The organism is Okeanomitos corallinicola TIOX110, assembly GCF_038050375.1.
GTDB classification, from domain to species: Bacteria; Cyanobacteriota; Cyanobacteriia; order Cyanobacteriales; family Nostocaceae; genus Okeanomitos; species Okeanomitos corallinicola.
The window spans coordinates 5051624-5065015 of record NZ_CP150886.1; the positions used below are offsets into that span (position 1 = coordinate 5051624).

12 protein-coding genes are annotated in these 13392 nt (G+C 37.4%); 8 read left to right on the plus strand and 4 right to left on the minus strand.

Features of this window, described 5'->3' with window-relative positions; translation table 11 throughout:
- The first annotated feature begins 4 nt into the window (after positions 1 to 4).
- The 7 genes from WJM97_RS22395 to WJM97_RS22425 all read left to right on the plus strand — a co-directional run bounded on the left by WJM97_RS22395 (position 5) and on the right by WJM97_RS22425 (position 5165).
- Positions 5 to 2521 (plus strand): hypothetical protein, encoded by a 2517-nt coding sequence (locus WJM97_RS22395; RefSeq protein ID WP_353930958.1) that lies wholly within the window; start codon positions 5 to 7, stop codon positions 2519 to 2521.
- Entirely contained in the window at positions 2521 to 3336 is an 816-nt protein-coding gene (locus WJM97_RS22400) for a hypothetical protein (RefSeq protein ID WP_353930959.1), read from the plus strand. The genes WJM97_RS22395 and WJM97_RS22400 overlap by 1 nt, the downstream gene beginning before the upstream one ends.
- A 101-nt stretch (positions 3337 to 3437) precedes the next feature.
- On the plus strand, positions 3438 to 4010 hold the full coding sequence (locus WJM97_RS22405; protein WP_353930960.1) for a hypothetical protein: 573 nt from the start codon (positions 3438 to 3440) through the stop codon (positions 4008 to 4010).
- 2 nt (positions 4011 to 4012) lie between these two features.
- The gene (locus tag WJM97_RS22410) at positions 4013 to 4273 is read left to right on the plus strand and encodes a hypothetical protein (RefSeq protein WP_353930961.1); all 261 of its coding nucleotides are present in this window, start codon (positions 4013 to 4015) and stop codon (positions 4271 to 4273) included.
- The gene (locus tag WJM97_RS22415; protein WP_353930962.1) at positions 4270 to 4728 is read left to right on the plus strand and encodes a hypothetical protein; all 459 of its coding nucleotides are present in this window, start codon (positions 4270 to 4272) and stop codon (positions 4726 to 4728) included. Before WJM97_RS22410 ends, WJM97_RS22415 begins: the two co-directional genes overlap by 4 nt.
- Positions 4729 to 4773: 45 nt before the next feature.
- Positions 4774 to 4971, plus strand: coding sequence for a hypothetical protein (locus tag WJM97_RS22420; RefSeq protein WP_353930963.1), 198 nt, complete (start codon positions 4774 to 4776; stop codon positions 4969 to 4971).
- Positions 4968 to 5165, plus strand: a complete 198-nt coding sequence (locus tag WJM97_RS22425) for a hypothetical protein (RefSeq protein ID WP_353930964.1) — start codon at positions 4968 to 4970, stop codon at positions 5163 to 5165. Before WJM97_RS22420 ends, WJM97_RS22425 begins: the two co-directional genes overlap by 4 nt.
- A 400-nt stretch (positions 5166 to 5565) precedes the next feature.
- On the opposite strand, the gene WJM97_RS22430 is transcribed toward WJM97_RS22425, so the two are convergent.
- From WJM97_RS22430 to WJM97_RS22445, 4 genes are all read right to left on the minus strand, one after another.
- Positions 5566 to 6909: a DEAD/DEAH box helicase gene (locus WJM97_RS22430; RefSeq protein ID WP_353930965.1), complete on the minus strand. Its 1344-nt coding sequence runs from the start codon at positions 6907 to 6909 to the stop codon at positions 5566 to 5568.
- A gap of 246 nt (positions 6910 to 7155) precedes the next feature.
- Positions 7156 to 7443, minus strand: a complete 288-nt coding sequence (locus tag WJM97_RS22435) for a hypothetical protein (protein WP_353930966.1) — start codon at positions 7441 to 7443, stop codon at positions 7156 to 7158.
- A gap of 2 nt (positions 7444 to 7445) precedes the next feature.
- Positions 7446 to 8015: a hypothetical protein gene (locus tag WJM97_RS22440; protein WP_353930967.1), complete on the minus strand. Its 570-nt coding sequence runs from the start codon at positions 8013 to 8015 to the stop codon at positions 7446 to 7448.
- 15 nt (positions 8016 to 8030) lie between these two features.
- A complete protein-coding gene (locus WJM97_RS22445) occupies positions 8031 to 12434 on the minus strand; it encodes a tetratricopeptide repeat protein (protein ID WP_353930968.1) in 4404 nt (1467 codons plus the stop codon).
- A 138-nt stretch (positions 12435 to 12572) separates the two neighbouring features.
- Here WJM97_RS22445 and WJM97_RS22450 point away from each other — a divergent pair, with 138 nt between their 5' ends.
- Entirely contained in the window at positions 12573 to 13292 is a 720-nt protein-coding gene (locus WJM97_RS22450) for a Uma2 family endonuclease (RefSeq protein WP_353930969.1), read from the plus strand.
- Positions 13293 to 13392: the final 100 nt, after the last annotated feature.

Below are 13392 nucleotides of genomic sequence, written 5' to 3' on the forward strand. Positions count from 1 at the left end.
AAAAATGACATCATGCGATTTAATTCTAGCTGAATTATTAGAGATAAAAGCAGAAATAGCAGCACTAGAGGATAAGTTTATATTAAAATCTAAAAAAAGTGAATTCGCCAATGAAATATTAAGATTAATTATTCCTGGAATTAATAATATAGTAAATGGAAGATTATTTTTTATTATTGATAAATTAAGTTCCTTGGAAGTTATCATTAATTCTGGGTTAGGTAAATTTCCTAATCTATCATCTGCAATGAGAAGTAGCGGATTTAGTCCAGAAAAACTGCGAAATCTTTTATCACGCGATTTAGAAAATTATTTAGATGTCCTGTCTGCTGATTTAAGTCGCGCACTTGGGCAAATAGGGGTAAACAGACAAAGGGCTGATAGGGCATTGAGTGGAATTGATAAAATTAATCAAGATATCATTAAAATTCGAGATGAAATACCTGTATTAATTAAAAATTCAGAGCAGTCAATAATTGCTAAGACAGAAGCTAAAATTAAACCAACTCTGGCTTATATTTTACGGAAAATTAATGATTTCGATGGATATAAAAGATACATTGAACTCAGTTTCAATGGCATAGGTAGAGCAATTCAATTTTTACGAAATTCGATTACCAATCAACAGATACAAATACAATATGAGTCAGCACGTCAGCCAATGCGTGATGGGATTTTGGATCGTATTACTAGAGCGCTTGATGAACTAAGAGGAAAAAACCCTGAAGGGAATAGGGCACTGGAAAATAGAATAAATATCCTTGAATATAGAGTGAATTTAAAAAAATCTGTTGATGAATTTCAAGACATCAGAATTAAACAGATTGAAGCCCAGGGAAAACTAAATGGTGATTTATGGGCGCTGAGGAGAGATTTTAATGAATACAAGTTAAAAAATAATGGAGAACACACTAACATCTTTAATGATTTAAAAGTAAAATCAGCAGAAATACTACAGCTTAAAATAAGGTTAGGGATAGTCGAAAAAGCAGTAGTAGCGTTGATAAATGCTTTACCTGGCATTGTTAAATCCATTGTTCTCAGCTTAATTGCTAGTGGAATTCTAAATGGGATAATTGGTATAGGATCTTGGATATTATCCAATGGTCAAAAAATTGATTTAGCTACGATTTTGGCTGAGATTTCAAAAGCTAAAGATGATGCCCGATCAGCGGTCACGATAGCAGTTAAAGCTGAAGGTAAAGCTGATAATGCTTTAAGTGAAATAAAATTCGTAACTCAATCGGCTTTAAATGCAATGAAAAGGTTAGAGAATTTCACAAAAGCTGAAATAGAATTCCTCACTAATTCAACTAGAAAGGCATTAGTAAGACTGCAAGACAGAATTAAGCTGAGTGAGGGACTGCTTGAAGCGTTAAAGTTAACGGTTGCAGATATTCAAAAACAAGTCTCTCAATTAAGGACATTTTTTACCGCAAAACTGCAAGCATTAACCAACAGAATCGAGGCACTAAAAACTAATTTATTAAGCCAAATTGGAAAATTAAATCTTGATATCAAAAAAATACTTTTACAGCTTGCTACTTTAGCAGCACAAATAGCAGGGATAACTTTAACAGTAGCAGGAATAAGTGCTTTATTAGGGAGATTGAAACCGGGAATGGTACAAAACACCTATGTAACAAATAACTATGATCAACGTAGAACGACAATAGTAAATAATCAAGGTTCAGATGTTGACCTAACAGAAATTAGAAGTAGAGTTCGTAGTATTGATGTTAGAACTACTCTCATGGATCTTAAACTAGGTGTTCAATTAAAAGATGGTTTAGCAGGATGGATGACCAGGTTTACCAACTGGGATGTTTTGAATAGATTAATGACCATGATGACATTGGCCGCCACAATACATAATGCAATGATGTTATCAAATAATCTCGGAACTACCTTGATTTCTAGTATTCAAAATGTTGTAAACTTCATAGAACTAAAGGATAGTGAAAGTAAGGGGTATGATGTACAAACATTGGTAAAAACATCAATAGAATCATTTTTGAAAAACGTTTTGGGAACAGAAAATTATACTGCTATAAATGCAAGCTGGAAAAATGCTAATAGGATTTATCAAAGTGCAGGAAATCTTTTGAATAGTATGCTTAGTTTTGGGGATATAACCACTCAAGCTCTCCAATTAGTATCAGGACAAACATCTAAAATTGGTAATGCTTTAAGAGCATGGGGAAAAGTTGGCGAATCAGCTTATGGTTGGATGAATCCTAATCCTAATTTTAACAACCCTATTTTAATGAAATTAAATAGCTTGAACGAAACAGCAAGTATTGTTGAAGAGGTTAGTCAGCAACCACAATCAATCAAGGACGCTAAAAAGGAAGTTTCTGACAATGCTGCTCAATTAGCTAAAGATATTGGTCAGACACCGGAAGGCAAGGTTGGAATTATTTTTCCAGAGGCGGTAAAAGTTAAAGCTGAACAAGAAACTAAAAAAGCTAACAGCACAGCACCTGAAATATCAAGTCAAGATTTGGAGGCCGACGAGTAATGGTTTTACCTGCTGATGAATGGGAACACTTGCAAGATCAGGTTAGGAGATATCACAATAAATTGGTTGGAAAGTATTTTAAGAATCAATCACCAAATGATATTTCTACGCCTAAATCATCGTTGCGTCATGCTTGCACAATTAAGGACGCAGATACAGATGTCATGACACTAATGAGGCTATGGCTATTTGAGATTACAGTGGGCCATGCTCAAAGTTTGCAAGCTCCTATTTATGGTATTCCTGTACAGGAATTTAGGAGAGTTACAAAGTTTAAACCACAAATAAAACTACATTTTAAAGAACCTTATGATAGAGCAATTCATGAGGATCAGGGTTTTAATCAGGTAAGAGGTGAAATTACTTTCAGATTAATGGAAAAAGACTCTGATTCTATTTCTCGAACTGATGCTTTATCTTGGGCATCAAAGATTAAAAGTGATTTTGCTACTCCTCCATTTGAATGGAAAAAAGGATGGTTTAAGGCTACATATTTGGATATAGATCATGGCTATGATTTGCGACTATTGGTACCGTCCAAATCAGAGGGTGAAAGAATAGCTAGAGCGGTGGTAGGGATGGGATCTGATACATATTCCTCCAATAATTTTCAATTTATAGAACATAACAGATCATATCCGGCAATACCTGGTACACATAGGGTATATGGGTCTACTGTCCGAAAAGCCCGTGAAAGGCCGCGAGTGGATTTAAAATTCACACACGCACAAATGCTTATTGACGGAAAAATGACAGCGATAAATCTTGTGGCTATGGCAGGGATGAGATTGTCTCAGGTAATTGAAACCGTCTAAATTTTGGTGAACAAATTTCGCACGCTAGTTAACTTGTCGTCGGAAACAATAACGATAAAAATGCCACTACAGTAGGGGTTACAAGTTACATAGAAAAATTTATGTCCTTCTCATTTTTGAAAAGATACGAGGCCCAAAAGGCTTACTATGATGCGTATAAACGGTGGCAAGACCTAAGCCCAGAAGCAAAACAAAATTCTTTTGCTGCTATTACGGACGAAACAAAGCGAGCTAAACCAGAAAGAGAGATAGGGTTTATATCACCATTCAACCAAGTGGGGACTGGACTTAAATACATCAGATTACGGGTTCTTTCTCCGACTCAAACTGGAGAAGGTACAGATGTTGGTCAAGCTCTAGCGAATATGTTAGGAAACTACTACATTAACGCTGCTGAATCTGCTCCAACCGGTGGGGCAATAGACGTTCCTCGATATAAATGTGCAAAGCTATCACTTACCAGCCGATCATCATTTACTAAAAGAGCATCCAGAATAACAACCAGGCAATACATGAAACCGGATGTCAATACCGTGAGCGCTCCTTTTGGACAAGCATCTGGTGGTCAGAGTTATGCTGCGGCTGCGGCTGCGATTCAGCCAACGGTAGACGCTTGGGTCGAGGCAGCGGTAGCACCCGCAAAACGCTCATATAAATTTACACCGGAGGGGTAGACATGAGTATAGCCGAACGGACAGGAATAATCTGGACTCCTGAAGATGACATTGACCTTTTGGCAGTTGGCATTGATAGTGATTCAGATGCTGACTTTCAATCAATGCTTGCTATTAATCAAGCTGCTAGGGATTGGTTAACAGGGAAAATTTCACTGGCTGATTATTGCGATATTCTTCAGTTTAATGATATTCCTGATCCGTTTGAGCTAGTAGGTGAATTTCTTGATCACACTGAATTAATTATAAAGGCGGCTCATTGAGACAATTACAGTTAAATGATCCTGATAATTTCTCTTTGGTGTACACAGTTTCCATCCCTGCCACTTGTATGATGCTAAATGGTGAAGAAGTTTGTGCAAGACTGACACGGATTATTGTTCCAATCATCTTTAACAGTCAGATTATGTCTGTCAGTGTTTCCACTAGCGTACCGGCTGGTAGTATTTGGGAGTTTGCGGGAACATTAAGCAAGATTGTTTCAACAGCTATAGGGGATTCTATTTCTGAAGAGAAAAAACCATTATTTTTAGGTGAAAGAAATTTGATTTGTTTTGACGAGGTGAAAGCAGATTATAGAATTACGATTCTTCCGCCAAAATGGTTTAAGGATATTAGCATCGGAATCTACCAATATGAAGGGACAGATATTAATACTTTAGATATTAATCTAGCACGAATTGAAAGCAAGATTGATACTTTACTTTCTTCACCATAATTATTCAATTTTTCCGGCACAATGAATACTGAACAAAAAACACCCATGACTACAGAACGGGCCACAATGTTGATCACGATTTTAACTATTGTGACTCAGGTTGCACTTTTTTTAGTATCCGGTGGGTTTACCGTCGGCGGTAAGTTAACCGCGATAGATTCTGAGATAAAAATTCTTAGACAGGAAATTATGGGACAGAATCAAGTTCAAGATTACAGGATAGAACGGTTGGAGGGATTATGATGAACAGTAACCCATACTCTTATGACGAGTGTTTAGCAATTCTAGATGTTTGTGTGGGGTTGGAACGACACACGCGACTAGATCCAGATCCAGCGGTAGCTGTTTTACTTGGTAAAGGTTTAATCACTAAAATTCTCAGCATGAAGCATTTTAGCCGCTTGGAATTGATGAGGGAGGTTATCGGATATTTATAACTGTTTGTTGATAGCAGTTCTCAGTACAAATTTAGTAAGACAAAGCTTTATTGAGAATTGGTGAAAAATCCTTGAGATTGATTTGAACAATCATATCCGTACAGGGTGACGACGGCTCTTAATATATGCTGTTCCTTTAGACGATCAAGGCTGATTTAATTTTAAATTACTATTGGGGATTCTTTTTACATTATATCTTTTAGGGTATTTTGAAATCTGAGCAACAGATGGACTAATAAACTGAAAATCCTATAATTTGCATACAATTATTTAATTTAACCCTTGTGAGGTAGGCATTCTGGTAGGCATTGGTGTGTAAATTAAAAGTGCAACAGCTTACTAAATAGTGGCATCCTCAAAGAAAAGCGATGCCTACGGGGATGTTGTGCGCTGATTATCTTTAGCGATCGCTTTTTTTAGCCCGGCGAGAGGAAGAAGAATTACCACCATACTTTTTACCATCTATAGCTGATGGTGCTGTCTTCCGTTTACCCGATCTTCGTGGTGCTTTTTTCCGTTTAGCAACAGTATCCTGCTCACCCCCAGATTGAGATTTTTGTCTACGTCCATTTTGAATTGGTTCAGGCTGAATATCAGGATTAACTGCAAAACCAGCAACCGTTTGCAAAGATAACTTCTGCTGGATCAGTTTTTCGATATCTGCTAACAAATGTTGTTCATCAACACAGACCAGAGAAACAGCTTCACCTGTTGCACCAGCGCGACCTGTGCGGCCAATGCGATGTACATAATCTTCCGGTACATTCGGTAAATCATAATTGACAACATGGGGTAATTCGCTGATATCCAGACCCCTAGCCGCAATATCCGTAGCTACCAATACCTGTAACTTACCATCCTTAAACTTTGCTAAAGCGTGGGTACGCGCCCCTTGGCTTTTATTTCCGTGAATCGCCAATGCTTGGATGCGGTCTTCACCTAACTGTCTCACCAGACGGTCAGCACCGTATTTAGTCCGAGTAAACACCAGAACTTGATACCAATCATCTTGTTTAATTAAGTGTGACAGTAATTGACGTTTTTTGTCACGGTCTACCTTATAAGCTTTTTGGGCGATGGTTGCAGCAGTAATATTGCGGCGTGCTACCTCAATCATCGTCGGACGATCTAGCAACCCTGCGGCTAATTCCTTGATTTTATCGGAGAAGGTAGCAAAGAATAATAAATTTTGACGCTGTTTCGGTAGAATCGCCAAAATCCGCCGGATATCACGAATAAAGCCCATATCCAGCATCCGATCCGCTTCATCCAACACCAAAACCTCAACCCGTGACAGGTTTACCGTTCCCTGTTCCAAATGGTCTAACAGTCTGCCTGGAGTAGCAACCAGAATATCTACACCGCTTTTTAATTGGCGTTTTTGGGGACTGATACTTACACCACCGAAAATCACCGTTGATTTTAACTTGAGATACTTACTATAGTCGTAAACATTTTCCTGGATCTGGGCGGCTAATTCCCTTGTAGGGGTGAGAATCAAAGCCCGAATTGGTACCCAGCCAGTGGAACTACTTTTAATATTGTTATTTTCTGACAACCTATGCAGCAATGGTAAGGCGAAACTGGCGGTTTTTCCCGTACCGGTTTGAGCGCCCGCTAATAAATCACCACCGGATAATACTGCTGGAATTGCCTGTGTTTGAATTGGTGTGGGTTTGGTGTAACCTAATTCTGTGACTGCGCGGATAATTTCATTGGACAAGCCGAGATTGGAAAAAGACATAGAACTCCGTAAATAACATCGGCCTGTCGCTCATTACAGCGTCAGTCTTAGGCGGAATGTGGGTTGATAAGGCTGCATGGGCAAATAGCCCCAAGACTGAGAGCATAAGCCGCAGCACTGTATTTTAACAGAGTTTGGCTATTGATTTGTAGGAAATTTGTTATGGGAATCACTTTTTAGCCATCACTCCCTATTTGGTGCTGGTTGCCAATTACATTTATTAATTAGCAGTAAAGTTGAGACTTATTAAGGATGAGGTTCTATAGTGAAAATAGTAATTACGCCTTGACCTGGACCATAATACCAAAAAACTCTCCAAGCTCCTGGAGTGTTATTTTCTACGTAAGCTTCAAATACTTTTTCTCCGTCTGGACCAGATAAAGATTGGTATTCATGAGTTTTGAGGCTGGGGTGACGGAGGTTAGTTTGCATCAATCCCAGAATTTTTAATATTTTTTTGTATTTCTTGGGATTTTTTAGCTGAAGATAGACTAATTTCTCTTCTGCTTCAGGTTGAAATTCCAGCCTAAACATTACTAATCGTCAATCTCCAAATCTGCGTACTGCGAAAAATCACCCAAGTAACGACCTTTCCCAGCTTGTGCTTGCTTGAGTCCACGTTCTAAGGAAGCCCAAACTACAGGGTCTTGCCAAACCCATAATTCTTCTTCTGGTATATTCTGAGAGTCTTTCGCCATCAAGCTTGTCTGGCGACGCAGTTGAAATAGAAATTGCCCAATTGGGCTGGATTCTGTGTATGCTTGATTCAGAGAATTAACGGAATCTTCGCTGCTGAAAATTTGCAATGCTAAATTAATCAGCTTTTCGTCGCTTAAAACTACAGTTTCATTAACAGTTTCATTAACTGTCTGAACACCAGATGAACGGAAGCGTTCACCATCATTTTGTAAAATGCTACGAGCTTCTAAATATTCATCTTCTAAAGGTGGATAAATCTCTGTTAGGGCATCTAGTTTATCTACATCTGGAGGCCAGGTTTTGCTGATTTCCTTTAGCTGGTTCTGCAAATCATCAGGTAAGGGTTCTTCCAGCCGCATTAAGGCTGCAAGCAAAGCTTTGAGGGTAAGTTTGTCTATGTTGTTCATTTAATACATTTAATATTAGCTTGATAGTGGCTTACCTGTGATTGTGAACGCTCCCCAATAGTATATATCATTATACAGGATTTTGTCTGGCTTTTCTTTAGAAATTTTCCGAATTTCTCCCTTTAAAAGTCCGTTAATTCCACCGGTTAATTTTTCTGGAGGTATTTGATTCTTTAGTTCTTCAAACCATTTTTGTAGTTCACCCACAGTTAGGCTTCTTAGCCATATTGTAGCTTCTGTTAATGCTTGGATATTAGATTTATCTGGTAGTTGTCTGCGCCGATAAAATTCAATCATAATTAAAGCAGTAGCAGCAGATTCCACTGTCCATAGTGTACTCACTATCTGGTCAACTCCCCGACTCAAAAAACCACTGACTAAACCTACATATTCGGTGGTTATTGTTTGGTTGCCAGTGATAGCTGTTTCGCAAGCATCAAGACTAACAAGTTTATATGTTGTGAGATTTTTTTGGTAAATGTCTTGGAGAGTTAATTTGTCTTCGTTGGCTAATGCTAACTGTGATTTTTGAGGTTCTCTAAAGTTGTAATTTGCGTGTCCAGCAAAGTGAAATATTTCATAACCATTTTCTAATGCTGCTTCTAATTCTTCTTTGGTAGCTTCTTCTTCTTGAATACGTTCTCTATGCTCAAACATCTGACTGATAATTTCTGCTTCCAGTGTGGCATAGAATAGATATTTATCATCTTGAGGTGGGGAAACTGCGACACTTAATAATTTATTGCTATGGTCTAGTTTGGTAAGTGTATTTGTAAGACCAAGTTTGGCACTAGGTAGATAAGCGATCATGAATTTTGATTTTTCTTCATCTGCGTTGAACAGAACATGAAGCGGAAATCTATGTAGGTCGCGGTGGGGAACTAAAATTAATTGATCAATGCCTGAAAGTTGATTTTTGATTGTGTCAATATCTAAAATATTTTTGAGTTTGTCGAAATTTGCTTGCATATCATTTCGCCAAGCATGAACATTCTTATCTTTTTCATTTTTACCTTTACCACGATAATCACTATATTTTTGATTCCAATTTTTTACCCAGTCTTCCAAGTGTTGTAAACGTTGGGAAGGAATTAATGATTCAGATTGTGTTAAAACAATGGGTGTTTGGCTATCATATTTAAGGATAAAAGTGTGAAGGGCGGCAGGGCTAAGATGCCAATAAATTATAGCTGTTGTGGGATTTAGCAACTGTTGAATATCTTGCCATTGGGGTGAAGAAATATCTTCACTCCATCCTTCTAAGAGCCAAGATAAACAGGCGTTTTTTCCTTGTTCTGCTATTTCTAAGGCTTGGATTGAATTACCAGATTGCACTGCTAAATCAACAGTTAATTGTTGAAAACTGACAAATTTTAAGGCTAATTTTTGTTGTTGGCTGGAACTTTTAGTATCTTTGAGCAATTTTCGTAAAATATCTGAGCCACGTCTTTGTAGTTCTGTGGCTTCATTGATTTGTTTTAAACCTAACAAACAGCGAATTAAATTTTGTAAAACTTCTAAATGTGCTTCTGGATATGTTTTTTCTGTGAGAGTTGTTATGGCAATATTATAGTTGTTAACAGCTTTACGCCAATGACTAAAAGGACTTTCATCTTTGCATCCTCGGAAATAGTGGACTCGACCTATAGCTAAATGTAATCTACCCCAACCTTCTGTGTCTTGGGGACAATGTTTTAAACCTTCTTTGTAGGTGGCAAATAGACCTTCATAGCCAACCTTATTTAAGTCGGGATTTTTGAATATTAGAGCAATGTCAGGATATGTTGTAATTACTGGTGAGATAAATCTTGACCTAACATTTTTGATGTCTGTAGTTAAGTTAAGTACCGCATCACCTCTACTAATCCAAGCATAATGGTAATCAGGTTTAAGTTCTATAGCTTTATCGTGAGATGCTAATGCTTCTTGATATTGCATCAAGTCATATAAAAAAACTACACCTCTTTCGTGCCAAGCTTCATAAAATTCGGGATTAATTTCTATGGCTTTGTTGTAGGAAATAATTGCTTCTTCATACATTTCTAAGTTAGCCAGTGATCTACCTCGACTGTACCAATACTTGTCTTCTTCAGGATTGATTTCTATGGCTTTGTTGTAGGAAATAATTGCTTCTTCATACAGTCCTAAGTTTGCCAGTGATATACCTCGATCGTACCAATACTTGTCTTCTTCAGGATTGATTTCTATGGCTTTGTTGTAGGAAATAATTGCTTCTTCATACAGTTCTAAGTTTGCCAGTACAACACCGCGTTCGTTCCAGCCACCAGAGCAATTAGCTCCTAAATCTTGAGCTTTGTTGAAAATTTTCAGTGCTTCTTCATAATTACCTAGAAAACCCAAAGCTGTACCCTTAGTGTGCCAAGCTTTATGATTTTCTGATTCAATTTCTATAGCTGTGTTGCAGGATATGAGAGCTTCTTCATAGCGTTTTAGTTTAATCAGCACAGAGCCTTTAGTAACCCAAACTTGGTGGTCATCAGATTTAATTTCTATAGTTCTATTACAAGATATGAAAGCTTCTTCATAGCGTTCTAGCTTTTCCAACACGCTACTTTGATTACACCAAGCTTCATAGAGTTCGGGATTAATTTCTATGGCTTTGTTGCAGGATATGAGAGCTTCTTCATATCGTTCTAACTGTTCCAGCACGCTACTTTGATTAAGCCAAGCTCCATAAAATGCGGGATTAATTTCTATAGCTCTATTACAAGATATGAGAGCTTCTTCATAGCGTTCTAAATTAGCAAGTGCGATACCTCGATGATTCCAAGCCTCATCATAGTCTGATTTTAATTCTATCGCTTTATCCAAGGAAGTAATTGCCTCTTCATAGCGTTCTAAATTAGTAAGTGCAGTACCGCGATTGCGCCAACTCAAGTAATTTTTAACATTCAATTCAATAGCTTTATCGAAAGACAGGAGGGATTCTTGATTACGCCCTAAATTAAGTAATGCTACTCCTTGATCATTCCAAACTTCATCATGATAGAATTCTAATTCTATAGTTATAGATTTTTGGCAAGATTCTAAAGATTCTTTAAATTTTAGTGTTCTTAATAATGAAGCCCCTTTATTACTCCAAGCAATGTTATCTTCGGAGTTCAATTCTATAGCTTTCTGGCAAGCTTCTAAAGCTTCTTCAAATTTTTGTAATTTTAATAATGCAGACCTTTTATTACTCCAAGCAATGTTATCTTTGGGATTTAGTTCTATAGCTTTATCGAAAGATATCAGAGCTTCTTCAAATTTTTGTAATCTTAATAATGCTAATCCTTTTTCACTCCAAAACTCATCATCTTCCGGGTTTAATTCTATAAATTTTTCGCAAGATGTTAGAGCTTCTTCAAATCTTTGTAATACTATTAATGCAACCACTTTATTACCCCAAGCAATGTTATCTTTGGGGTTCAATTCTATAGCTTTATCGCAAGATATCAGAGCTTCTTCAAATCTTTGTAATCCTATTAATACAGCTCCTTTGCTACTCCAAGCGATATCATATTCCGGGTTTAATTCTATAGCTTTATCGCAAGATGTTAGAGCTTCTTCAAATCTTTGTAGTCCTAATAATGCACATCCTTTGTTACTCCAAGCAATGTCATATTCCGGGTTTAGTTCTATAGCTTTTTCGCAAGATATTAGAGCTTCTTCAAATCTTTGTAATCTTAATAATGCTAATCCTTTTTCACTCCAAACCTCATCATCTTCCGGGTTTAATTCTATAGCCTTATCCAAGGAGGCTATTGCTTCTTCATAACGTTCTAGACCCGATAATGCTACCCCTTTAGCTTCCCAGGCGAAGTATTCATTAGCTTGTAATTGCATGATGTGATTACGGACAGCAAGCGCTTCTTGTAATTTTCCTGAATCTTCAAGTATTTCCACCTGATAAAATAAGTTTTTGTAGGTATCCGGTTGAAGCTCTATAACTTTGTTGAAACACACAAGAGCTTCAGAAAATCGCTGGATTATCAGGAGAATTGACCCCTGCATTGACCAAACAGAATTATCGTTTGGCTTAATTTTTAGGGATTCGTCAAAAGATGCCAATGCTTCTTCATATTGTTCTAATACACACAGTGTCAGTCCTCTACAATTCCAGGCTAAATTATCAGCCTTATTTATTTCTATAGCTTTATCTAAAGATACAATTGCTTCTTTATATCGTCCTAATATGTAAAGTGCATAACCTCTTTGCCTCCAAGCTGGTTGGTAAGTTGGTTTAATTTCTATAGCTTTGTCATAACAAGTAATTGCTACTGTAAGATATGCTGCGGCAAGTTTTTTCTCACCTTGCTCAAACCAGGTTATCGCTAGATTATATAAAAAATCATAATTTCCCATTCTTCGCTCAAACCAGCTTGTTGCTAGATTGTATAAAAAATCATCCTTGCTCATTCTTCTTTCCTCTTTCTGGCCATCTAACACGAAACTTTTGCTACAATTAGAATAAAGCTTAATTCAATCAAAGCATGATTGTCAAATTAATCACAAGCTATACTAAAACTTAATCCATTATTATTAATATTGTTTCCTATGGTAATCAGTGTTTCCACCACAAAAATCACCTGGGAACTCCTACCCGAAGATTTCGTATTAGACGATGAACCAGTGGATAATGTCAATCAACCCAGTTTAGCCGCAGCATTAACCGAAAGTCTAGAACTTGCTGGTAAACTGCCAGAAACAGCCCTAACTACAACTAACTATGGTATCTGTGCCACATTAAATGGCAAATTTGTCATCAAAGCCCCAGACTGGGCTTACGTGCCGCAAATTACAGTGCCTAGAGAGCAAGTTCAACGCAGTTACACCCCCCACAAACAAGGGCAAATTCCCTCTGTAGTGATGGAATTTCTTTCAGATACAGAAGGAAATGAATATTCCAGTAAACGCACCTATCCCCCCGGAAAATGGTTTTTTTATGAACAAGTTTTACAAGTTCCTAACTACATCATTTTTCAACCAGAAACCGGGGAATTAGAAGTACATCAACTGGAAAATGGAAACTATAAATTACGCTCAGATAACGAAAATCAGCGTTATTGGTTAGCCGATATGGGGCTATTTATTGGTGTTTGGCAAGGAAAGCGTGAAAACCGTCAAGGTTACTGGTTACGCTGGTGGGATGAAGACGGTAATTTGCTACTTTGGGGTTCTGAGTTAGTACAGCAAGAACGACTTGCTAAAGAAGCAGCATTAAAACGTCTGGAAGAGTTAGAAAAACGTCTTCGAGATGCGGGTATTTCTGACTAAATAACTAATTGTCAATTCAATTACTCAATCCCCAGATTTTTCACTAATTCGGGGATTTTTATAGCGGTATGCACTTGAATGAGATACATCCTAAGCCCCC

Excerpts from the sequence above, each read along its gene's own strand:
- WJM97_RS22410 (WP_353930961.1), top strand. The coding sequence starts at position 4,013 with ATGAGTATAGCCGAACGGACAGGAATAATCTGGACTCCTGAAGATGAC.
- WJM97_RS22440 (WP_353930967.1), bottom strand. The coding sequence starts at position 8,015 with ATGAACAACATAGACAAACTTACCCTCAAAGCTTTGCTTGCAGCCTTA.
- WJM97_RS22450 (WP_353930969.1), top strand. The coding sequence starts at position 12,573 with ATGGTAATCAGTGTTTCCACCACAAAAATCACCTGGGAACTCCTACCC.
- WJM97_RS22420 (WP_353930963.1), top strand. The coding sequence starts at position 4,774 with ATGACTACAGAACGGGCCACAATGTTGATCACGATTTTAACTATTGTG.
- WJM97_RS22395 (WP_353930958.1), top strand. The coding sequence starts at position 5 with ATGACATCATGCGATTTAATTCTAGCTGAATTATTAGAGATAAAAGCA.
- WJM97_RS22405 (WP_353930960.1), top strand. The coding sequence starts at position 3,438 with ATGTCCTTCTCATTTTTGAAAAGATACGAGGCCCAAAAGGCTTACTAT.
- WJM97_RS22400 (WP_353930959.1), top strand. The coding sequence starts at position 2,521 with ATGGTTTTACCTGCTGATGAATGGGAACACTTGCAAGATCAGGTTAGG.
- WJM97_RS22445 (WP_353930968.1), bottom strand. The coding sequence starts at position 12,434 with ATGAGCAAGGATGATTTTTTATACAATCTAGCAACAAGCTGGTTTGAG.
- WJM97_RS22430 (WP_353930965.1), bottom strand. The coding sequence starts at position 6,909 with ATGTCTTTTTCCAATCTCGGCTTGTCCAATGAAATTATCCGCGCAGTC.
- WJM97_RS22425 (WP_353930964.1), top strand. The coding sequence starts at position 4,968 with ATGATGAACAGTAACCCATACTCTTATGACGAGTGTTTAGCAATTCTA.
- WJM97_RS22435 (WP_353930966.1), bottom strand. The coding sequence starts at position 7,443 with ATGTTTAGGCTGGAATTTCAACCTGAAGCAGAAGAGAAATTAGTCTAT.